Annotated in this window: 22 protein-coding genes; 12 read left to right on the top strand and 10 right to left on the bottom strand. The window is 59.5% G+C overall.

The window, feature by feature from the left end; all coding sequences use genetic code 11:
• Positions 1–64: 64 nt before the first annotated feature.
• Positions 65–475: a VOC family protein gene (locus ACR0KW_RS05285; RefSeq protein WP_480804049.1), complete on the top strand. Its 411-nt coding sequence runs from the start codon at positions 65–67 to the stop codon at positions 473–475.
• A gap of 19 nt (positions 476–494) precedes the next feature.
• Here ACR0KW_RS05285 and ACR0KW_RS05290 read toward each other — a convergent pair whose 3' ends face one another.
• Genes ACR0KW_RS05290 through ACR0KW_RS05300 form a run of 3 tightly spaced genes read right to left on the bottom strand, consistent with a single transcriptional unit; the run spans position 495 to position 5,048 of the window.
• Positions 495–3,536 (bottom strand): efflux RND transporter permease subunit, encoded by a 3,042-nt coding sequence (locus ACR0KW_RS05290; RefSeq protein WP_480804050.1) that lies wholly within the window; start codon positions 3,534–3,536, stop codon positions 495–497.
• Positions 3,537–3,546: 10 nt separating this feature from the next.
• Positions 3,547–4,584 (bottom strand): efflux RND transporter periplasmic adaptor subunit, encoded by a 1,038-nt coding sequence (locus tag ACR0KW_RS05295; RefSeq protein ID WP_480804051.1) that lies wholly within the window; start codon positions 4,582–4,584, stop codon positions 3,547–3,549.
• Positions 4,581–5,048 (bottom strand): MarR family winged helix-turn-helix transcriptional regulator, encoded by a 468-nt coding sequence (locus ACR0KW_RS05300; RefSeq protein ID WP_480804052.1) that lies wholly within the window; start codon positions 5,046–5,048, stop codon positions 4,581–4,583. The genes ACR0KW_RS05295 and ACR0KW_RS05300 overlap by 4 nt, the downstream gene beginning before the upstream one ends.
• A 167-nt stretch (positions 5,049–5,215) precedes the next feature.
• Here ACR0KW_RS05300 and ACR0KW_RS05305 point away from each other — a divergent pair, with 167 nt between their 5' ends.
• Positions 5,216–6,340: a beta-ketoacyl-ACP synthase III gene (locus ACR0KW_RS05305; RefSeq protein ID WP_480804053.1), complete on the top strand. Its 1,125-nt coding sequence runs from the start codon at positions 5,216–5,218 to the stop codon at positions 6,338–6,340.
• Between the two features lie 124 nt (positions 6,341–6,464).
• Entirely contained in the window at positions 6,465–7,115 is a 651-nt protein-coding gene (locus ACR0KW_RS05310; RefSeq protein ID WP_480804054.1) for an immunity protein Imm33 domain-containing protein, read from the top strand.
• Positions 7,116–7,174: 59 nt separating this feature from the next.
• Here ACR0KW_RS05310 and ACR0KW_RS05315 read toward each other — a convergent pair whose 3' ends face one another.
• Positions 7,175–7,636 carry a hypothetical protein gene (locus ACR0KW_RS05315; RefSeq protein WP_170325914.1) on the bottom strand — a complete coding sequence of 154 codons (462 nt, stop codon included), beginning with the start codon at positions 7,634–7,636 and terminating at the stop codon, positions 7,175–7,177.
• A 357-nt stretch (positions 7,637–7,993) separates the two neighbouring features.
• Between ACR0KW_RS05315 and ACR0KW_RS05320 the strand changes: the two genes are divergently transcribed.
• Positions 7,994–8,572: a thymidine kinase gene (locus ACR0KW_RS05320; RefSeq protein ID WP_170325915.1), complete on the top strand. Its 579-nt coding sequence runs from the start codon at positions 7,994–7,996 to the stop codon at positions 8,570–8,572.
• On the opposite strand, the gene ACR0KW_RS05325 is transcribed toward ACR0KW_RS05320, so the two are convergent.
• The 5 genes from ACR0KW_RS05325 to ACR0KW_RS05345 form a co-directional block, all read right to left on the bottom strand.
• A complete protein-coding gene (locus tag ACR0KW_RS05325) occupies positions 8,569–9,519 on the bottom strand; it encodes a 2-hydroxyacid dehydrogenase (RefSeq protein WP_480804055.1) in 951 nt (316 codons plus the stop codon). The two genes, ACR0KW_RS05320 and ACR0KW_RS05325, sit on opposite strands and share 4 nt — an antisense overlap.
• On the bottom strand, positions 9,519–9,857 hold the full coding sequence (locus ACR0KW_RS05330) for a tRNA-binding protein (protein ID WP_170331928.1): 339 nt from the start codon (positions 9,855–9,857) through the stop codon (positions 9,519–9,521). Before ACR0KW_RS05330 ends, ACR0KW_RS05325 begins: the two co-directional genes overlap by 1 nt.
• Positions 9,850–10,665, bottom strand: coding sequence for a pyrroline-5-carboxylate reductase (proC, locus tag ACR0KW_RS05335; RefSeq protein WP_480804056.1), 816 nt, complete (start codon positions 10,663–10,665; stop codon positions 9,850–9,852). The genes ACR0KW_RS05330 and proC overlap by 8 nt, the downstream gene beginning before the upstream one ends.
• 36 nt (positions 10,666–10,701) lie before the next feature.
• Positions 10,702–11,202: a type III secretion system chaperone family protein gene (locus ACR0KW_RS05340; RefSeq protein ID WP_170325919.1), complete on the bottom strand. Its 501-nt coding sequence runs from the start codon at positions 11,200–11,202 to the stop codon at positions 10,702–10,704.
• A gap of 312 nt (positions 11,203–11,514) precedes the next feature.
• On the bottom strand, positions 11,515–11,763 hold the full coding sequence (locus ACR0KW_RS05345; protein ID WP_050604795.1) for an accessory factor UbiK family protein: 249 nt from the start codon (positions 11,761–11,763) through the stop codon (positions 11,515–11,517).
• Positions 11,764–11,860: 97 nt separating this feature from the next.
• On the opposite strand from ACR0KW_RS05345, the gene lgt reads away from it, so the two are divergent.
• From lgt to ACR0KW_RS05370, 5 genes are all read left to right on the top strand, one after another.
• The gene (gene lgt / locus ACR0KW_RS05350) at positions 11,861–12,748 is read left to right on the top strand and encodes a prolipoprotein diacylglyceryl transferase (protein WP_480804057.1); all 888 of its coding nucleotides are present in this window, start codon (positions 11,861–11,863) and stop codon (positions 12,746–12,748) included.
• Positions 12,745–13,812 (top strand): class I SAM-dependent methyltransferase, encoded by a 1,068-nt coding sequence (locus tag ACR0KW_RS05355; RefSeq protein ID WP_480804058.1) that lies wholly within the window; start codon positions 12,745–12,747, stop codon positions 13,810–13,812. The genes lgt and ACR0KW_RS05355 overlap by 4 nt, the downstream gene beginning before the upstream one ends.
• The gene (gene pgeF / locus ACR0KW_RS05360) at positions 13,809–14,567 is read left to right on the top strand and encodes a peptidoglycan editing factor PgeF (RefSeq protein ID WP_480804059.1); all 759 of its coding nucleotides are present in this window, start codon (positions 13,809–13,811) and stop codon (positions 14,565–14,567) included. The genes ACR0KW_RS05355 and pgeF overlap by 4 nt, the downstream gene beginning before the upstream one ends.
• A gap of 269 nt (positions 14,568–14,836) precedes the next feature.
• A complete protein-coding gene (locus ACR0KW_RS05365; RefSeq protein ID WP_480804060.1) occupies positions 14,837–14,965 on the top strand; it encodes a hypothetical protein in 129 nt (42 codons plus the stop codon).
• A gap of 337 nt (positions 14,966–15,302) precedes the next feature.
• A complete protein-coding gene (locus ACR0KW_RS05370; RefSeq protein ID WP_480804061.1) occupies positions 15,303–16,085 on the top strand; it encodes a Hint domain-containing protein in 783 nt (260 codons plus the stop codon).
• A gap of 116 nt (positions 16,086–16,201) precedes the next feature.
• Here ACR0KW_RS05370 and ACR0KW_RS05375 read toward each other — a convergent pair whose 3' ends face one another.
• Positions 16,202–16,702 (bottom strand): Lrp/AsnC family transcriptional regulator, encoded by a 501-nt coding sequence (locus ACR0KW_RS05375; protein WP_480804062.1) that lies wholly within the window; start codon positions 16,700–16,702, stop codon positions 16,202–16,204.
• 227 nt (positions 16,703–16,929) lie between these two features.
• On the opposite strand from ACR0KW_RS05375, the gene trxB reads away from it, so the two are divergent.
• From trxB to ACR0KW_RS05390, 3 genes are read left to right on the top strand one after another with little or no spacing between them, the layout of a single operon-like run.
• Positions 16,930–17,871: a thioredoxin-disulfide reductase gene (trxB, locus tag ACR0KW_RS05380; protein ID WP_480804063.1), complete on the top strand. Its 942-nt coding sequence runs from the start codon at positions 16,930–16,932 to the stop codon at positions 17,869–17,871.
• Between the two features lie 4 nt (positions 17,872–17,875).
• Positions 17,876–18,334, top strand: coding sequence for an RES family NAD+ phosphorylase (locus ACR0KW_RS05385; RefSeq protein WP_480804064.1), 459 nt, complete (start codon positions 17,876–17,878; stop codon positions 18,332–18,334).
• 58 nt (positions 18,335–18,392) lie between these two features.
• Positions 18,393–20,078, top strand: a complete 1,686-nt coding sequence (locus ACR0KW_RS05390) for an adenylate/guanylate cyclase domain-containing protein (RefSeq protein ID WP_480804065.1) — start codon at positions 18,393–18,395, stop codon at positions 20,076–20,078.
• Positions 20,079–20,110 lie beyond the last annotated feature (32 nt).

Raw genomic sequence — 20,110 nt, forward strand, 5'->3', positions numbered from 1 at the left:
CTGTTTTCACTGTCCCAACGCGTGCGCAGGCTGCATGATGCTGTCCTGAAACCAACAGGAAGCCATGCGCCTTTACACCACATACGGCACCAATGACCTGAAACGGGCCATCCGGTTTTACGACGCAATCTTTTCCGTTCTGGATCAGCCCCGCCTTCCAGGATGGACCAAAGATCGCGCGGGATGGGGAGACGAACCCGAAGCCGGAACCGGTTTTTGGGTCTGCACACCCTTTGACGGCGTGACCGCCAGCGTCGGCAACGGCACAATGATGGCCTTCCCCGCCAACAGCGCCGCGCAGGTCAGGCAGTTTCACGCGGCGGGGCTGGAACATGGCGGTGCTGACGAAGGGGCGCCGGGTACGCGGGACCGATACGCGTCCGATTTCTATGTTGCCTACTTACGCGACCCCGACGGCAACAAACTGTCCTGTTTTTACTATCACTACGACCCGGAAAAGGACCCGGGCGCCTAAGACAGCCGCCCGGCATTTATCAGGTCGTGGCGGCTTCGCGTTTCTCATCCCGCGCAAAGAACACGAGATAAAAGACCGGAGCCGCAACCATTGTCAGGATCGTGGCAAAGGCCAGACCGCCCATGATCGTCACCGCCATAGACCGGAAGAACGCATCCGTCAGCAGCGGAGCCATCCCCAGAATGGTGGTGATCGCCGCCAGCATCACAGGGCGCAGACGCGAGACCGAAGCCTCGACAATCGCCTCACGCAGAGGTTTGCCAGTGGCACGGACCAGGTCGATCTCCTCGACCAGAACGATGCCGTTCTTGATCAGCATCCCCGACAGGCTGAGCAAGCCCAGCAGCGCGGTAAAGGTAAACGGCAGACCAGTGCCCAACAGGCCGATCACGACCCCGTTCACCGACATCGGCACCAGCAGCCAGATGATGACTGGCTGACGGATGGCGTTGAAGATCAGCACCGAGATCAGCACCATGATAAGCAAGCTCAGCGGCAACTGGCGCCCCAAGCTTTCATTGGCTTCACCGGCGTTTTCGAACTCACCACCCCATTCCATCCGGTAACCCGGCGGCAGTTCCATGTCTTCGATGGCGGCTCGGACTTCCGAGTGGACCTGTGCCGCCGTCATATCCGGCGGGATGTCGGCTCCCACAGTAATCGTCAGCACTCGATCGCGGCGATGGACCAGCGTGCTTAGCGGCTTGTATTCGAACCCATCGACCATTTGCTCGATAGGAACAAACCGTTGCGACTCGTCCGAGTACACAACTTGATCCACGATCGAGTAATCCCCGTCCGCAGGGCGACGCAGGATGATGGGGATCAGGCGATCCCGCTCACGGAAGCCCCCGGCAGTGATCCCGTCCGTCGAAAACTGAAGGGTTGCGGCAATGTCCTCGCGTGAAACTCCAGCGGTTTGGGCCCGCTCGGTCGCGTAAATCGGCTGGACGGCCAGTTCCTGCTCACGCCAGTCGTGGTAAACGTTAAGCGCGTTGGGCGAAGCCTCACGCATTTTCAGTACCGCGGCGTCGGCCAGTTCACGCAGAACCGCCGGATCACTGCCCGAGAACCGCGCTTGAATCGGATCGCCGCCACCGGGGCCAAAGATCAGGCGTTTGGTGCGGAACTGGCCTTCGGGGAATTGTGCCTGACCGAAGGCTTCCAGATCGGCTTGAAGGGCCGGAATGTCATCCAGCGTTTCGGTTCGGATGATCATGTGACCATAACTTGAGTTCGGTTTTTCTGCCGAGTAGGTCAGAAGGAACCGGGTCGCGCCCTGCCCGACAAAGGTGGCAACAGACACAACATCGTCACGCTCGGCCAGCCAGTCTTCGAACACGGCCATGTCTTCGGCGGTGCGGGCAATCGGTGTGCCTTGGGGAAGGTTGTAGTGCACAAAGAACAGCGGCGTATTCGAATCCGGGAAGAACTGCTGTTTCACCAGACCGAAGCCCGCGAAACAAACCACCGTGACCCCGGTCAAGGCGGCAATCACCAGCCACCGCATCCGCAGCGACCAGCGCAGGATCGCTCCGTAGACGCGGAACATGATGCCGCCATAGGCATCAACCGCGCCCTCTTTGCCCTGTTTGAAGAAATAGTGCCCCAACAAAGGCGTCACGGTCAGCGCCAACACCCAGCTCAGCATCAGCGAGATACCGATCACCGCAAACAGTGAGAACAGGAACTCTCCTGTCGCATCGGGGCTGAGACCGATGCCCGCAAAAGCCATGATACCGATGACCGTCGCCCCCAACAGCGGGATCTGCGTCTTGGACGCAGCCTCGTCCGCCGCATCGCGTGAGTTCTTGCCGCGCAGCATGGCGATCTGCATCCCCTCGGCGACGACGATGGCGTTGTCCACCAGCATCCCCATGGCGATGATCAGGGCCCCGAGTGAAATCCGCTCCATCTCGATCGAGAAGAGCGACATGAACAACAGCGTCCCCACTACGGTAAGCAACAGGGTCGACCCCACGACCACCGCCGCGCGCCACCCCATGAAAATGCCCAGCACCGCAACCACGATACTGACAGACATTGCAAGGTTCACCAGAAAGTCATTCGAGGCCTGCTCGACCACCACATGCTGCTGATAGATCGGCAGGATCTCTACGCCAAAGGGGATCTGGGCGTCCAATTCGGCGAACTTGGCATCGGCGCGTTGGCCAACTTCGACAATATTCTCGGTCGATAGCCCCGCGATGCCCAGCGTGAACGCCTCGGCGCCGTTGAACCGGATCATGACATCCGGGTCAGTTTGGCGGCCGCGGTATACGTGGGACATATCGAACAGGTTGATCACCTGCCCTTGCGACCCCACGGACAACCCTGCAATGGCCGAAACAGAATCCGACCCTTCGGCCGTCAGGATGGTGGTGCGGTTGTTCTCGGACCGGACGGAACCCGACGCGTTCACCGAATCCGCGTTGGCAAGGGCTTCGTTCACGGTCTGGATCGGCACATTCTGGTTCACGGAAATGGCAAGGTCAGGCTCAACAAAGATCGCCTCTTGCGGCAGGCCCATCACCTCGACATCGGCCACACCGGAAACGGTCAGCAGCTCGCGCCGCAGAAAGGTTGCCAATTCGTGTTTCTCGGCATCTGAAAAGCCGTCAGCGGTGACTGCATAGAACAGGCCGAACACGTCCCCAAAGCCGTCATTCACCATGGGCTGACCAACGCCCGGCGGCAAGCTTCGCGCGGCATCGCGCATCTTGGCGCGCAGTTCGGTCCAGATGCGCGGCAGTTCAGTGCCGTCGTAGGTGGACTTGATTTCAACCTCAATAAGCGAAAATCCGGGTTGGTTGACCGACGTGATCGTCTTGACTTCACCCATTTGCTGAATCGCGGATTCCAAAGGCTCGGAAACCTCCAGCGCCACTTGTTCCGCCGTGGCGCCGGGATACTGTGTCGCAATGACCGCGTTTTTGATGGTGAAGGCCGGATCTTCCAGACGGCCCAGCGAAAAAAAACCCCAGATACCACCAAAAAGGGCAAGCAGGATTATCAGCCAAGTATAGAGCGGCCGATCAATTGAGGCGCGTGCGATGTTCATCTGTCTGCCCTCAATTCGCGAAACCGATAAAACGGCGCACCGCCTGACCGTCGGTCAGGGCCCCGCCTCCGGCGACAACGATTTCGTCGCCATCCGACAGGCCGGTCAGCACGCGAACCTCGCCTGTCTGGGTCGGCTCGATCGTGACAGGAACGTGACGAATGGTGCCTTCATCGGCACCTACCGGCGAAAACACCATGACGCCCAGCGCGCCGTCGGCATCCGCAACAATGGCCGAAGCCGGGATAACGATGCCGGTCCGGGTATCTTGCACCTTCACGTTCACGGTCACGGACGAGCCTGGAAGAATCTGCAGCCCCTCGGGCGGAGTCAGTCCGAACTGGATGCGGAACGTCTGGCCAACGCTGGAGGTTTCGGCATCAAACTCGCGGATCTCAAGGGGAAACACTTCATCACTGGCAGGAAACTTCGCCGTAATTGCCAGTTCATCTTCTTGAGAAGACCGCTGGAACAGAATTTCGGGCACATCGACCTCGATCCGCAACTCGGACATGTCGTGAATGCGGACAATGGGCGCACCAGCCGACACCGTGGTAAAGGCCTCGACCGTCCGGCTGGACACCAACGCATCGAACGGTGCGGATAGCGTAGCGTGTTCCAGATCGTATTCCGCATCCCGCACCGCGATCTCGGCCAGTTGTGCAGCCGTTTCCGCATCATCCACCGCCACTTGGCTGGCCGTCGTTCCGCGCAGGCGCGAAAGACGGGCCAGGGTTCGATCGGCCTGATCCTTTTGCAGCACAGCTCGGTCATAGCGGCGCTGGAACGGGGCCTGATCCAGTTGCGCAATCAACCCGCCCTCTGGGATCACAAAGCCCTCGGTCACCGGCATTTTCACAATTTGGCCAGAGACCTGAAAGGCTAGGTCAACAGTCTGCCGAGCGGCCACGCGCCCGAAAAACTGCCGTGAAAACCCAGGCGAGGTTTCTCGCACCTGCATCAGCTTGACCGGTTTGGCCGTGTCTTGTGCGACAACCGTAGTCGCCAGCGCGATCAGGGTCGCACTCAGAACAGAGAGGAGTTTCATTTCGTCAGTCCCTCGGGAATTCCCGTTTTCAAAATGTTGTCTCGGATTTTGCGCGCCAGTCGCGCGAATTGGGCAGTTTCTTCCGCATCCAGACCAGAGGCGCGGTGAAACAGGTCTCCGGCCACGGACACCAGCATGTTGCGCATCGCTTCGCCTTGCTCCGTAAGAACCAGCAGCCAGGCCCGGCGGTCTTCCGGGTCGCGTTCGCGGGTCAGCAGCCCCGCCTTTTCCAACCCGTCCGCCGTCGCCGTAATGGTCGAAGGAACGGTCAGCATATCCGCGGCCAGAACGCCCATGCGCTTGGGCTGATCCAGTTTAATCACCATGTGGCATTCGGCATGGCTGAGATCCGTTTCGACGCAGTCAAACGCCTCTTCCAGTTTCCAGTACAGTGCATACACCCCCATGATGGCCTGAATTTCAGGGCTGAGGCGGCCAAGCCTGGTGCTGATATCGTCTGACATACGTACTCTCCGGATGAGTCAGGCTGGTCATATACTTCGAATTTTGAACTATTCAAGATATGAAACGGAATTAGCTTGAACCCGGCGCATTCCGTTAGGTCACCATACCTTGATCAAACCCGGCTGTGACTGCATTTTAGGCGAACTCGAAACGTCCAGGACCCGCCATGTATACCCCTGCAATCACCGGCACCGGTGTTTTCACGCCCGAAAGCGTCATCACCAATGCCGAGCTTGTCGCCGCCTTCAACGCCTATGCCGACAAGCAGAACGTCGCGAATGCCGACGCGATAGCAGCGGGCGAGATGGAGCCGATGCAGCATTCGTCAGAAGAGTTCATCCTCAAGGCGTCGGGTATCGAGAACCGCTATGTCATGGACAAATCGGGCGTTTTGGACCCGGACGTGATGCACCCCCTGCTGCGCCAGCGCAGCGATGATGAGCCGGGCATCATGACCGAGATGGCGGTGGACGCCTGCAACAAAGCGCTGGCTCAGGCCGGTCGCAGCGCCGAAGACGTCGATCTGGTGATCTGCGCCGCGTCGAACCACGAACGCGCCTATCCAGCGATTGCGATCGAGATCCAGCAGGCGCTGGGGATCAAGGGGTTCGGCTTTGACATGAATGTCGCCTGTTCATCGGCCACGTTCGGCATCCAGGCGGCGGCGGACATGATCCGCTCGGGCTCGGTACGGTCGGCGTTGGTGGTGAACCCCGAGATTTGTTCGGGCCATCTGGAATGGCGCGACCGCGATTGCCACTTCATCTTTGGCGATGTGGCCACGGCCACGCTGATCGAACGGATCGAAGACGCGCAAGGCCCGCATTTCGAAATCCTCTCGACCCGCTGCGCCACCTCGTTCTCGAACAACATCCGCAACAACAACGGCTTCCTGCGCCGCTCGCGCCCCGCCGGGGTGGTTGATCGGCGCGACATGCAGTTCATGCAGAACGGCCGCAAGGTGTTCAAGGAAGTGCTGCCGATGGTCAGTAAACACATCTCGGATCACATGGAGTCCGAAGGCGTGAGCAGCGGCGACCTGAAACGCCTATGGCTGCATCAGGCCAACAAGACGATGAACGATTTCATCGGCAAAAAGGTGCTGGGCCGTGAGCCCGAAGCGGGCGAACAACCCAACATCCTGCAGGACTATGCCAACACGTCCTCGGCCGGGTCTATCATCGCGTTCTCCAAATATTCGGATGATCTAACGGACGGTGATGTCGGGCTGATCTGTTCGTTCGGTGCCGGGTATTCGGTGGGTTCGGTGATCGTGAAGCGGCACGGGTAGCCCCTTCGGGCCAGCCGAGGATTTCTTTACCCTATGTTCTTGCACCGGTTCTAAAAGTTGATCACGGTGGTGGTGAATACTACTGAGCAAAGTGAATTACTAACGCTGATCAAGGTCGCCTTTTGTGACAGAACCTACCTTTCGTCTTCAAGACCCGCGCCCGACGCAAAAAGAAAACCCTTACACATTCCATATCCCAAGCAAGGAAGAACTTGTCGAAGTCACCAAAGGAACAACCGTCAAACTGATCTTCAGTGCAGTTCCTGCTTCCGAGAAATACGATGCAGAGCGAATGTGGGTTATAGTTGAACACCGCGATGGCACCAACCTGGTGGGCAGACTCGACAATACTCCAGAAGACATTCCAGGGTTGAACCCCGGCGATCCGGTTGAGTTCCAAATTCATCATGTCATTGATGTTGATTGGGAAGACCCAGAACTGAATGCGCGCTTTGCAAGCGACTTCAACAACTGGTTTGCGCGTTGCTTCGTAGATGATGCGGTCTTGGAACGACGCGCCCGCGTCGGGTTTGTATATCGCGAAGACCCCGAACATGACGAGGAAGACAAGTATCCTGATACAGGCTGGCGAATCCGCGCAGATGTAGAACAGTTATCGCAAGAGGAATACGATGATACACCGTGCAGCTATGTCGCTATCGGGGCAGTCTTAAATCGCGACGACAGTTTTGTGCATCTGCTCTCAGAACCTGTTGGCAGCAGGTTTTTGAGAACCGAAGGAGACACCTACGAGCTTTGTCAGGAAAACGCGTAAGCGTGCTTAGCTGATAAAACCGATCAAAGCTGTTAGCCGCTCCACAACACCAGGATTGCTCAGCTCACGCTTTCCTCTTCCAGATGCAGCTTCATCTCGATCAGGACCTGTTGCAGCAGGCTGGTTTCCTTCAGCAGGCGCTTGGCTTCGTTCACGGTGATGATGCCGTCTTCGATGGCGGCCTGATATTCGGTCATCAGCATCGCGAACCGCTGACTCAGCGCGATGACGTCCGAGTTCACCCCTCCTGTACGCGGTTTGTCCGTGTTGCGGCCATCATAGGACAAGGTGATGTTCTTCAGATCGGCCAGCGCCGAGGTGACATGCGGATAGGTCGAAACGGCCTCAAGCCGAGCCACGGCGTCCACCGGCATGAACCGATCAACATGTTCGGCGTTGTCTGAATAATACCGGCCCAGAGTCGCCTTGGATTTGCCGGTGATGTCACAAGCGGATTCAATGCCAACATCTTTGACCAACGCTTCGGTGTGTTTCTTCAGATAGGCCCCGATATCTGCCATGTTTTTACCTTTTCTGCCTGTTTCCCCACTACATCTGCCACTGCGGGGGAAAGGGAAACGAAATTTCCCATACTCGATTCATAATTGAAATGCCATACATTGGCTATCCCTCAGATATTCGGGGGTTTTGTGAGTGAGTGACGGCAGTTCCGGCCAGTGATGAGTAATTGTGGGGCAGAATATTAGCCTCGCTCTGTATTGGCCGCCTGTTGGCCAACGGCGTCGTTGTTGTTGACGCGGGGAATCCATCCCCCTTGAGCTTCGCGCTCGGCCCCTGCAACAACAATGACGGCGTCGCTTCTTTCCGACGGTTTTGGCATCTTGCCCAAGGGGATCAGGCGTTCTAGACCCGGGCGCATGGCAAAGCTCTACTTCAATTATTCGACCATGAACGCGGGCAAATCGACCGTGTTGCTGCAGGCCTCGCACAACTATCGCGAACGGGGCATGGACACCTACCTGATGACCGCTGCGCTGGATGGGCGGGCCGGAGTGGGCAAGATCGCCTCGCGGATCGGGATTTCCGCCGATGCCGATACATTTTCGGTCGGCGATGACGTATATGCGATGATTGAAGCGCGCCTGAACCAGGGCGCGATCGCCTGCGTTTTTGTGGATGAGGCGCAGTTTCTAACCGAAGAACAGGTCTGGCAACTGGCCCGTGCCGTGGATGATCTGCGTGTTCCGGTGCTGGCCTATGGGCTGCGGGTGGATTTTCAGGGTCACCTGTTCCCCGGCTCGGCGGTCCTGCTGGCGCTGGCTGATGAGATGCGCGAGGTCCGCACGATTTGCAAATGCGGCCGCAAGGCGACAATGGTGATTCGCCAGGACGAGAACGGCAATACCATCACCGAAGGCGCACAGGTGCAGATCGGCGGGAACGAGACCTATGTCTCGCTCTGCCGCAAACACTGGCGCGAGGCGGTCGGAACCTAAACCGGATCCGGCAGCGCGCGGCCCGCAACAAAGGCGACGACGTTGTCCAGCGCCATATGACCCATATCGGTACGCACTTCCTCGGTTGCTGTGCCCAGATGCGGCAGCAGTGTCACGTTCTGCATGTCGAGCAGAGCCTGCGGGACGGCCGGTTCGAATTCGTAAACGTCCAGACCTGCACCCGCGATCTCGCCCGATTGCAGCGCCGAAATCAGGGCCGACTCGTCCACGACCTCTCCGCGCGCGATGTTGATCAGGATGGCCGACGGATTCATCGCCCCAAGCACCAAAGCACCGATCAGATGACGGGTATCCGCACCACCGGGGACGGCGAGGATCAGGAAATCGACAGAACCGGCCAGTGCTTTGAGATCGCTGGTGTACACGGCCGGAAAGTCCAAATCTTTCGGACTGCGCGACTGATAGGCGACCTGCATTCCGAATCCGAAATGGCAACGGCGGGCGATGGCCTGACCGATACGGCCCATGCCGACGATACCCACACGCTTGCCGGTGACGTGATGGCCCAGCATCTGCGTCGGGTGCCAGCCCTGCCAATCGCCCGCACGGACTAGACGTTCGCCCTCACCCGCACGACGGGCGGTCGACAGCAGCAGGGTCATGGCGATGTCGGCGGTGGCATCGGTCACCGCGCCGGGTGTGTTGGTGACGGCAACGCCAGCGGCACGGGCTGCGTCCACGTCAATGTGATTGTAGCCGACGCCAAAATTCGCCAGCAGTTTACAGCGCGGGTTGGGCGCTTCGGCGAATACTTGCGCCGAGAATAGATCACCTAGTGTGGGCACGACTACGTCGAAGTCCGTCAGCGCGCGCAGCATCTCATCGCGGGCCATCGGCAGCGTTTCACTGCGAATCTCGACATCGAACTCGGCGCGGGCACGGGCCTCGACGGCGGCGGTCATCGGGCGGGAAATCAGCAGCTTCATCAGTGCATCCGCCCGCCGACAGGAACCTCGCCATCTGGCCCGATCAGGACGATCTCACCGTTTTCATCCGGCAGGCCCAGCACCAGAACTTCGGACATAAAGCGGCCGATCTGGCGCGGCGGGAAGTTGACCACAGCCATCACCTGTTTGCCCACCAGCGACGCAGGATCGTAATGCGCGGTGACTTGGGCGGAGGTTTTCCGCTCCCCAATCTCATCGCCAAAATCGATCCACATCTTGATCGCGGGCTTACGGGCCTCGGGATAGGGCTCGGCGCGGGTCACCTCACCCACGCGGATATCGACCTTGAGAAAATCGTCGAAGGTAATCTCACTCATGGGACAGCTCCTTGGACCGGTCGGTGGCAGCTTTGACCGCACGGTGCAGCAGGTCTGGGAAGCCCTCTTCTTCGTGCATCAGCACCTCAAGCGCGGCTTGAGTGGTGCCGTTGGGCGAGGTCACGTTGATTCGCAATTGCGACGGATCTTCCTCGGCCGCCATCGCCAACGCCCCTGCCCCGGCCACGGTCGACTTGGCCAGTTTCATCGCCAGCTCATGCGGCAACCCCTGCGCCTGACCGGCGGCGGCCAGCGTTTCAATCAGGTGGAATACATAGGCCGGACCCGAGCCGCTGAGGCCAGTGACAGCGTCCATCTGCGCCTCATCGTCCAGCCGCACAGTTTCACCAATCGCCGACAGCAGGTTTTCCGCCAGCGCAACATCGGCATCTGAGGTTTTCGCGTTTCCAATCAGTGCCGTGATCCCCTGCCGGATTGCCGCGGGTGTGTTAGGCATGGCGCGCACGATCGGAGTAGCCTCGCCCAAAACGGTCTCAAACGTGGCAATGGATGTACCGGCTGCGACCGAAATGAACAGGCTGCCCCCACCGCCCAGCGCTTTGATCGCAGGCAGGGCGTCGCCCATCATTTGCGGTTTCACTGCGACTAGAACAACGGCCGGTGCTTCGGGCAACGGAGTGTTGATATTGACACCCTGCGCTTGCAGCCAGTCAGAAGGGTTGGGGTCGATTACCCAGACGGCTGACGAAGGAAGGCCATGCTCCAGCCATCCGGCGAGCATGGCCGATCCCATCTTGCCGCAGCCCAGAAGCACCAGCCCCTGCTCGGCGACGCGTGACATGTCCATGATTGCCCCTCCCCTTAGTCTGCTTGGGGCAAAGCTTTACGCGCGGCCGTAGGCCTCTGCAATGGCGACTTGCATCGCTTCTTCAGGGGTCCGGTTGCCCCATGTGACCAGCTGGATTGCCGGGTAGTAACGCTCGGCGCTCAGCACCGCTGCGTTGATCATCGTGTCGATCTGTTCGGGGCTGGCCATCTGACCGCCAGCCAGAACCAGACCGTAGCGATAGACCATCAGCTTCTGGTTGGCCCAGTACGTAAACGCCCCGGCCCAGCACTGATCGTTCATCTTGTTCAGCAGCTCGTACAGCTCGCTCTCACGCTCGGAGGGTGGCTCCATTTCAAAGGAGCAGACCATCCGCAGGGTTTCGTCATAGTGCGACCAGGCCAGAGTGATCGAGTATGTGCGCCACTGCCCTTCGACAGCCATGGCGATCTGATCATCCCCGATCCGGTCAAAGTCCCAGTCGTGATGTTCAGCCAAATGTTCAACAATATCGATCGGATGAAGGTCTTCTTCGAGAAACTGCTCGGAAAGGGCCATAATGCCACCTCACTAATCTCTAGCATTTCGGGGCTGGCAGCGCCCCAGCGCTAGTTGCCTGCTCTACAAGCCGGGCTTCCCCCGTAGGCCTGTACTAAATATGGTGCGACGCAAGATGGGTTCTGGCAACCCTATTTATTGGGGATAACAGCAATAAGTTGTGGACAGAAGGCAACTGAGGTCAAAATATTGGCACTTCACGCAGCTTTGTCTTGATTAAATTCCGCAAGACGGCAAGATGCACAACACCGCACAACCCAAGGCCCGGATTGCGCGGCGCATGTCTTTTTCCGAAAAACTCTGAGCTGGACGTTACTTGTCCAGTTTTGCCTCAAGCGCGGCAATACGAGCTTCAAGCGCTGCGTTCTCTTCGCGCGCTTTCTGGGCCATCGCGCGGACGGCGTCGAATTCTTCGCGCGTGACAAAATCGCGGTCGGCCAGCCAGCGGTCGATCATCGACTTCATCGCGTTCTCGGCCTCTTCCCGCGCACCCTGCGCCACACCCATGGCGTTGGTCATCAGCTGGGATACGTCGTCGAGAATCTTGTTGCGGGTTTGCATGGCTTTACTCCGAAATCGCGGTTGGTCTCTATATGGGGAATGATTACGCCGGGCTCAAGGTTGACTTGCCCCGCAAACCCCGGGCAATGAGACGCACATGCAGGCTGTTCTGAATTTCCCCGATCTGTCGCCCGAACTGTTCTCGATCTCGCTATTCGGGATGGAGTTCGCGCTGAGGTGGTACGCGCTGGCCTATATCGCCGGTATCCTGATTGCGTGGCGGATGGGGGTGATGGCGCTGAAGCGCCCGGCCCTGTGGCCCGAAAACACACCTCCAATGAAGCCCGAACAGCTTGAGGATCTGATCACCTGGATCATTCTCGGCGTGATTCTGGGGGGGCGTCTTGGGTTCGTGCTGTTCTATCAGCCCTCATATTACCTTTCGAACCCGCTGGAGATCGTGAAAGTCTGGCAGGGCGGCATGGCCTTCCATGGCGGGCTGCTGGGGGTGGTGATTGCATCTTACCTCTATGCGCGGCGTCACCAGATTCCGGTTCTGTCCATGGCGGACCTGATCGCCCATACAGTCCCGCCGGGGCTGTTGCTGGGGCGATTGGCGAATTTCGTCAATGCCGAACTCTGGGGCCGGCCCAGCGAGTTGCCCTGGGCCGTGATCTTTCCGGGTGCGGCTGCACAGGACTGTCCCGGTGTGGTCACGGGCATGTGCGCGCGACATCCCTCGCAATTGTATGAAGCCGCGCTGGAGGGGCTGCTGCTGGGGGCCGTGCTGTTGTGGCTGGCCTATCGGCGCGGAGCCTTCCGCAAGCCCGGCCTGATCATGGGCCTGTTCATGGTGGGCTATGGCGCGTCACGGTTCATTGTCGAATTCTTCCGGCAACCCGACGCACAGTTCATCTCGGCCGGTAACCCTCTGGGACTGGCCCTGCAGGTCGGCGGGTACGGTCTGACGATGGGCCAATTGCTGTCGCTGCCAATGATCGCGCTTGGCTTATGGTTCGCCTTGCGTGCAAGATCGGAATCATGAGCCTGAAAGATCATCTGCTGGCGCGGATCGCGCAAGACGGCCCGATGAGCGTGGCCGACTACATGACCGAATGTCTGCTGCACCCGACGCACGGCTACTACACCACCCGTGACCCGCTGGGCGCGCAGGGGGATTTCATTACCGCCCCGGAGATCAGCCAGATGTTTGGGGAACTGATCGGCCTGTCTCTGGCGCAGAGCTGGCTGGATCAGGGGCATCCGGACCATTTCGTGCTGGCCGAGCTTGGCCCGGGGCGCGGCACACTAATGGCGGACATGCTGCGCGCCACGGCCCGCGTGCCAGGGTTTCTTGATGCCGCCGAAATTGCGCTGGTCGAGGCCTCACCCGCCCTGCGGGACATGCAGGCGCAGACCTTGAAGGAGTTTAAGCCGCGCTGGATCGATTCGGTTGCGGACCTGCCCGAAGCACCGCTGTTTCTGGTCGCGAACGAGTTCTTTGACGTCCTGCCCATTCGCCAGTTCCTGCGTGACGGCGATAGCTGGCGCGAACGGTTGATCGGCCTGGATGGCGATGCGCTGACATGGGGGCTGGGACCGCAGGGCGAACAGGTCGCGCTGAAGGATCGGCTGGATGACACCAAGGACGGCGATCTTGTCGAGCTGTGCCCGGCGGCCATACCCATCATCACCGTGATCGCAGGGCGAATCGGCACCCACGGCGGGGCTGGTCTGATCGTGGACTACGGTGACTGGCATTCGCTGGGCGATACGTTTCAGGCACTGCAGGCGCATGAGCGCACCGACCCTCTGGCGCTGCCCGGTCAAGCTGACCTGACAGCACATGTGGATTTCGAACCGCTGGCCCTGGCGACCCGCGCTGCGGGATGCGCCCATTCCCGCCTGACACCGCAAGGCGTATTCCTTGAGCGGCTGGGAATCACCACCCGCGCGCAGGCGCTGGCGGCACCGCTCGGCGGGTCTGAGCTTGAAGCGCTGGTTGCTGCACATCGCCGGTTGACGCACCCCGAGGAAATGGGAAACCTGTTCAAGGTGCTGGGCCTCTACCCCACCCCTTCCTCGCCGCCACCCGGACTGGAGCCATGACCCTGGAAATTCTGACCTCAGATTTGTTGTCACCCATGCGCCACGGGTTCTTCAGCCGCCGCGGTGGTGCCTCATCGGGTGTCTTCGCCGGCCTCAACTGCGGCTATGGGTCGTCCGACCAGACCGAGGCCGTCACAGTGAATCGCAAGCGGGTGGCGCAGGCAATGGATGTCTCGCCCGAGGCGCTGATCGGTGTTCATCAGGTTCATTCGCCAACCGTGCTGACCGTCGACGCGCCGCTAAATGGCGAAAAACCCAAGGGTGATGCGGTGGTCACGGCAACGCCCGGCCTGGCTCTGACGATTCTCACCGCTGATTGCCAGCCGGTCCTGTTCGCCGATTCTGACGCGAATGTGATCGGGGCGGCCCATGCCGGTTGGCGCGGCGCGCTGGATGGGGTGCTTGAGGCAACGCTGGACGCGATGGAAGCCTTGGGCGCGAAACGGGAAAACACCGTGGCCGTGATCGGGCCGTCAATCTCGCAACGCGCTTATGAAGTAGGCCCCGAGTTTCTGGACGAATTCATTGCGGATTCTCCGGAAAACCTGCAGTTCTTCGCGAATGGCACTGGCGACAGGCTGCAATTCGACCTGCCTGCCTTTGGCCTGCATCGGCTACGACAGGCTGGGATCGGTCAGGCCGAATGGACGCGCCATTGCACCTATTCCGACCCGGACAGATTCTATTCCTATCGCCGGTCGACCCACGCGAAAGAGGCCGACTATGGCCGCCTGATTTCAGCCATAAAACTTTAAGAGCCCGCTCGGATTACGTCAGCCCCGCCGCTTTTTTGCCACAATTGTCTTGTCTACCTAAGCCTAGACAATTCGATTTTTATTGTCCGCTCTCAGATGGTTACCAGTCCAAAGGTCAGCCGAGCGTGACATATCTGGCAAAGAGGAAACGCAAACCGTCCATTGTCCTGAATTCATCCCGGATCAGCCTTATCGCCGCCGCAATGGCGCTGCAAATTGAGGACCCAGAGGAAAACGGGGCGAAAGTTCCCAAACGGGCAGGACAAAACATGAAGACGAAATCACGCTTTCTCAGCGCCGTGGTTGCGGCCACCAGAGAGCAACAGTTGGAGATGCCGTGGAAACGGGTTTCCAGCCACTCGGTCAGGGTCGCACGCCGTCTGGCGGTACGTCGCTGATCAATAACAGGCCCCGCGAACCAAGCTGCCGGTTTTTGGGGAATAGAAGACACACAGCGGGAGAATGCTCCGATCCGGTGTGTGACCTGACGTCAACATTGTGTGCGGTTCAGGTTCGGGGCGTGTGTGCGCAGGCAATTTCGCCCGCGTTTGTATGAGTTTGTCTGGGGGGACGAGTGGTGACTGATAGCGTAGGAATATTTGTTGCAACAAGCGTCAACCGCGCCTGTTGTCCTGCAGTCGCCAGTTTCTTTCCGGGCACAAGTAGATCCGATTGGGCGGACCTGTTCGGGGGTTCAGTCTGCCTGAGCGGAGGTTAGAGGGGACGAAATTGAAAATGGGTATTCCACATTCGTTATCGCGCGCGGCCAGAAATGCTGTAGAAACTTCGGCGCTGCTGCGTGACTCGCCAAGGCCGACAACACAGAAAAAGGCGCAGCTGCGGCGCTATGAAGTCAGTACACTGATGAAAAACGGGGATGTCGTGCAGACCCGTCACATCGCGCCCGCCCTGCCGATGTTCGAAGATGCGTTCTGCGCCTTTACCCGGGGGTCTCTGGTCGAAACCGAATTCGGACCAATGGCAATCGAAGACCTGCTGCCCGGCGATACCGTTCTGACCCAAAGCGGCGCCTCGGAAACAGTGCTGTGGAAAGGATCAGTCACACTGGTTCCCGGGCGCGAGGACTCTCGTGGCCGGACACGACCCCTGACACGGATCATGGCTGATACGTTCGGGATGCAAAAGCCGATGTCGGGTGTCATCGCCGGCCCCGCCGCGCGGTTACTGGGAACACCCGCGCACCTGCGTCATCTTCATGGCGACGATCAGGTTCTGACACCTGTCCACGAGTTTCAGGACGGCACAAGTATCATCGAGACGATGCCGCCAACGCCGATCGAGCTGTTTCACATCTGCCTTAAACGCCATGCGGTGATCAGGGTCGACGGGTTGCAGTTCGAATCCTATCACCCCGGCACCAATGCCATTCGCAGGGTCAGCCGGTCGCTGAAGTCCATCTATCTGAATCTGTTCGCGCATATCGACACGCTGAACGATTTCGGTCCGCTGATCCTGCCACGCTCCGGAGACGGAGAGGTGAATGCTATAACCGCCTAAATCCGGGCTCATTCTGCAATGTGGGGGCATTATGCAGTTATTGTTAAGCTGGGTGTTTTACATGACGGTGGCAGCCTTACTGCCACCGATGAAGCCGCACCCAAAGGGGGCAGCGCTTACGCCGTCCGGTTCATTCGTTCTTCCAGAACATCAAAAGGTACGCCGGGCTCGTCTTTTGCGCCGCGGATAACCAGCGAGGTCTTGACGCTGGCCACGTTCGGCGTGGTCAGCAATTCGCCCGTCAGGAACTGTTGAAAGCTGCTGAGATCCGGCGCCACGCATTTCAGGATAAAATCCACCTCGCCATTCAGCATGTGGCATTCCCGGACCAGCGGCCATTCACGACAGCGTTCTTCGAACGCGCTCAGCTCGGACTCGGCCTGGCTCTCCAAACCGACCATGGCAAAGACCTGAACCTCGAATCCTAACTCGCGCGAGTTCACTTCGGCATGGTAGCCGCGGATCAGGCCAGATTCTTCCAACGTCCGCACGCGCCGCAGACATGGAGGCGCTGAAATACCCACGCGCTTTGCCAGCTCGACATTGGTCATGCGACCGTCTGCCTGCAATTCCGCCAGAATCTTGCGGTCAATCTCATCCAGCCGTATCGCGACCATCAAATGCTCCTGATTTTTGCGGTTGTTATATCAGCCCCCAAGGGATGCGCAATAATCTTTCGTGGTCGCGCAATATTGTTTGTTTTCAATGTTCTTTTTTTGTACGCCATTCATTAGGCGCATAGCGGGTGTGAAACAGGAAGGGGCTTTAAGCGCGGCACTGGGGTCGCTATATCCATCCGCCAAGGGCTGCGCGCCCAAATCAGGCAGATCGAGTTGGGGGTACCATGGCCGAAACACGTCACACAAAGGTTCTGATCATCGGGTCGGGACCGGCCGGTTATACTGCAGGCGTCTATGCAAGCCGCGCGATGCTTGAGCCGATCCTGGTTCAGGGCATCGAACCCGGCGGTCAGCTGACGACCACCACGGATGTCGAGAACTATCCCGGCTTTACCGAAGTTCAGGGCCCTGATCTGATGGTCAAGATGCAGGAACACGCTCAGGCTATGGGCTGTGAGGTGATCGGTGACATCATCAGCGATCTGGATGTTTCGAAACGCCCCTTCACCGCCAAGGGCGACAGCGGCACCACCTACACCGCGGATGCTGTCATTCTGGCCACCGGTGCGCGTGCCAAATGGCTGGGTCTGCCGTCGGAAGAGAAATTCAAGGGCTTTGGCGTTTCGGCTTGTGCAACCTGTGACGGCTTCTTCTATCGCGGGCAGGAGATCGTGGTGATCGGCGGCGGCAACACCGCCGTGGAAGAGGCACTGTTCCTGACCAACTTCGCCAGCAAGGTGACCCTGGTCCACCGCCGCGACGAGCTGCGCGCCGAGAAGATCCTGCAGGATCGGCTGCTGAAGCACGAAAAAATCGAACCGCTGTGGTACCACGAGCTGGAAGAGGTGGTCGGCACCGATGCCCCGCTGGGCGTCGAGGGCGTGCGCGTCAAGAATGTCAAAACCGGCGAGATCACTGAGATCCCCTGTAAGGGCGTCTTTGTTGCCATCGGCCACGCTCCGGCCAACGAACTAGTCAAGGATACGTTGGAAACCCACATGGGCGGCTATGTCGTGACCAAGCCGGGCTCGACCGAGACCTCGGTCCCCGGTGTCTTCGCCGCCGGCGACCTGACCGACCACATTTATCGTCAGGCTGTCACCAGCGCTGGCATGGGCTGTATGGCCGCGCTGGACGCAGAACGCTTCTTGGCGGAGCAGGACTAACCCGATGCTGGAGTTCTCCGGCCCCGTCTGGAGAATTCTATTTCTGTCACAGATCGACGCCCCTCTGGCCCCCGCACAGGCGCCCGAGGGGCGTTTTCATTACGCGGGTCAGAGGGCGCTGTATGCCTCTCTCACTGCAGAGGGCGCCGGGGTCGCGATCCGGCGGTATGTGTCGGACGGTGACCCTCCACGGGTCTTGCAGCGCGCGCGCATCATGGGCTCTCGACTGGTGGACCTGCGCGGACGACCCGACGTTTCGATTGTCTGGCAGGGCATCCGCGACGTTCAGGGACGCTCACCCACATGGCGATTTTCAGACGAAGCCCGTGCCGAGGGGGCCGACGGGGTGCTGTACAGCTCACGCTCGCGTCCCGAGCTCAGCCATGTCGTGCTGTTTGACCCCTCCCCTGCCCTGATCCGCACGAACGCCGCGGCAACAGAATGGGTCCCGTCTTATTCTTGACCCACTCGCCCGCCCGTATCAGACTCGGGTGCACGCAAAACGAATACAGGTGACTTGATTGAACAGCGTTCTATGGCGAGGCGGGTGGACAACCCGGCTGAGGATCGGCAGCGGCCTGATCCTGTTTACCTTTGCCTTCTTTCATTTCATCAATATCGGGCTGGGGCTGTTTCACACCGATTATCTGCACGGAATGCAGGATGGTCGCAAAGCGGTCACCCGCCACGATGTCATGAGCGTGATTTTGTATGCTGCGCTGTTGCTACATGCGGGGCTGGCGCTGTTTTCGATCAGCCAGCGCAGAACGTTGCGGATGCCGCTGTCGACGGGGTTGCAGGTTGTGCTTGGCTTGTTGATCCCGCTGCAGCTGATCTCTCATATCGTGCACACGCGCTATGCGCATGAAATTTATGACGTAAATGACGAGATGGGCTATATCATCGTCTTGATGTGGCCCGGCACCGTGATCTGGATGCAAAGCCTGCTATTGTTGGTGGTGTGGGTTCATGGCTGCATCGGGCTGCATATGTGGCTGCGTCTGACCCGCTGGTGGTCGAAAACTGTGCCCTACCTGATCGGTGTGGCGGTGTTTATCCCCTCGTTCGCGCTCGCCGGGCTGCTGACCGAAGGACGACGCATCTGGGCGGATTTCGCCGACCCGTTCCTGCGCGAACAGTATATCGAACATTACAACTGGCCCTCGCCCGAGGCATTCGAGGCCATGTTCAGCGTCAAGGATAATGCACTTATCGCCTTCTGGATTGCGTTGGCGGCGGCGCTGGCCGTGTTTGCGATCCGCAAGCTCTGGCGTCGCAGGCATTCCGTGCGGGTGAAATATGTCGAAGGCCCCGAGGTCGTGGCCGAAAAGGGTATGACCCTGCTTGAGATTTCACAGGCCAATGGCATTCCGCACACGGCCCTGTGTGGCGGCAAGGGGCGCTGCACCACCTGCCGGGTGATCGTCGAAGACGGCGCTGACTCACTCCCCGCCCCCGAAGAGGTTGAGGCCCGCAGTCTCAACGCCGTTGGCGCCCCGAAGGGCGCGCGACTTGCCTGTCAGATCCGCCCAACTGAACCTCTTACAGCGTATCGCATGTTCCGCCCGGAAGGAGGGCGGCACCGTGCCCATGCAAGCCAGGGGCAAGAGCGCAAACTGGCCGTTCTGTTTCTGGACATGCGCGGGTTCACGTCGCGCACCACGGGCCAGTTGCCCTATGACATCGTGTTCCTGCTAAACCGGTTCTTTGATGCCATTGTTCCGGCGATCACCGCAGATGGCGGCGTGGTCGATAAATATATGGGCGATGGCCTGCTGGCCGTGTTCGAAACACCCGACGCCGAAAGCTCGGCCCGGGCGGGGTTGAAGGCTGCGACCGATGTCAGCCGCGCCCTCGCCCAGTTCAACCAGCGGCTTGAGGCCGAAGACAGCCCCCGCATACGCATCGGGATGGGTCTGCATTTGGGTGATCTGGTGCTGGGAGAAATCGGCGCCGCCGGAAATGCGGCCCGTACGATCATCGGCGATGCAGTAAACGTGGCCAGCCGGCTTGAAAGCGAAACCAAGGCGCTTGGGGTCGAGCTTTTGGTGTCTGCCGAATTGCTGCAGGCGGCCAGCTACAAAGGCGACCAAGCCGGCATGAGATCTTTTGAGTTGCGCGGCGTGTCCAACCCGATTCTCGCTCTGCCCGTGGCAAGCGCTTCGGAGCTGATGTTGGCAAGCACGGGACCGGAACAGGTGTGCTAAATCCGCAGGACAACCACTCATCAGTGGGAACC

The organism is Ruegeria sp. CG11 (assembly GCF_056537245.1).

Excerpts from the sequence above, each read along its gene's own strand:
- ACR0KW_RS05285 (WP_480804049.1), top strand. The coding sequence starts at position 65 with ATGCGCCTTTACACCACATACGGCACCAATGACCTGAAACGGGCCATC.
- ACR0KW_RS05290 (WP_480804050.1), bottom strand. The coding sequence starts at position 3,536 with ATGAACATCGCACGCGCCTCAATTGATCGGCCGCTCTATACTTGGCTG.
- ACR0KW_RS05295 (WP_480804051.1), bottom strand. The coding sequence starts at position 4,584 with ATGAAACTCCTCTCTGTTCTGAGTGCGACCCTGATCGCGCTGGCGACT.
- ACR0KW_RS05300 (WP_480804052.1), bottom strand. The coding sequence starts at position 5,048 with ATGTCAGACGATATCAGCACCAGGCTTGGCCGCCTCAGCCCTGAAATT.
- ACR0KW_RS05305 (WP_480804053.1), top strand. The coding sequence starts at position 5,216 with ATGTATACCCCTGCAATCACCGGCACCGGTGTTTTCACGCCCGAAAGC.
- ACR0KW_RS05315 (WP_170325914.1), bottom strand. The coding sequence starts at position 7,636 with ATGGCAGATATCGGGGCCTATCTGAAGAAACACACCGAAGCGTTGGTC.
- ACR0KW_RS05320 (WP_170325915.1), top strand. The coding sequence starts at position 7,994 with ATGGCAAAGCTCTACTTCAATTATTCGACCATGAACGCGGGCAAATCG.
- ACR0KW_RS05325 (WP_480804055.1), bottom strand. The coding sequence starts at position 9,519 with ATGAAGCTGCTGATTTCCCGCCCGATGACCGCCGCCGTCGAGGCCCGT.
- ACR0KW_RS05330 (WP_170331928.1), bottom strand. The coding sequence starts at position 9,857 with ATGAGTGAGATTACCTTCGACGATTTTCTCAAGGTCGATATCCGCGTG.
- proC (WP_480804056.1), bottom strand. The coding sequence starts at position 10,665 with ATGGACATGTCACGCGTCGCCGAGCAGGGGCTGGTGCTTCTGGGCTGC.
- ACR0KW_RS05340 (WP_170325919.1), bottom strand. The coding sequence starts at position 11,202 with ATGGCCCTTTCCGAGCAGTTTCTCGAAGAAGACCTTCATCCGATCGAT.
- ACR0KW_RS05345 (WP_050604795.1), bottom strand. The coding sequence starts at position 11,763 with ATGCAAACCCGCAACAAGATTCTCGACGACGTATCCCAGCTGATGACC.
- lgt (WP_480804057.1), top strand. The coding sequence starts at position 11,861 with ATGCAGGCTGTTCTGAATTTCCCCGATCTGTCGCCCGAACTGTTCTCG.
- ACR0KW_RS05355 (WP_480804058.1), top strand. The coding sequence starts at position 12,745 with ATGAGCCTGAAAGATCATCTGCTGGCGCGGATCGCGCAAGACGGCCCG.
- pgeF (WP_480804059.1), top strand. The coding sequence starts at position 13,809 with ATGACCCTGGAAATTCTGACCTCAGATTTGTTGTCACCCATGCGCCAC.
- ACR0KW_RS05365 (WP_480804060.1), top strand. The coding sequence starts at position 14,837 with ATGAAGACGAAATCACGCTTTCTCAGCGCCGTGGTTGCGGCCACCAGA.
- ACR0KW_RS05370 (WP_480804061.1), top strand. The coding sequence starts at position 15,303 with ATGGGTATTCCACATTCGTTATCGCGCGCGGCCAGAAATGCTGTAGAA.
- ACR0KW_RS05375 (WP_480804062.1), bottom strand. The coding sequence starts at position 16,702 with ATGGTCGCGATACGGCTGGATGAGATTGACCGCAAGATTCTGGCGGAA.
- trxB (WP_480804063.1), top strand. The coding sequence starts at position 16,930 with ATGGCCGAAACACGTCACACAAAGGTTCTGATCATCGGGTCGGGACCG.
- ACR0KW_RS05385 (WP_480804064.1), top strand. The coding sequence starts at position 17,876 with ATGCTGGAGTTCTCCGGCCCCGTCTGGAGAATTCTATTTCTGTCACAG.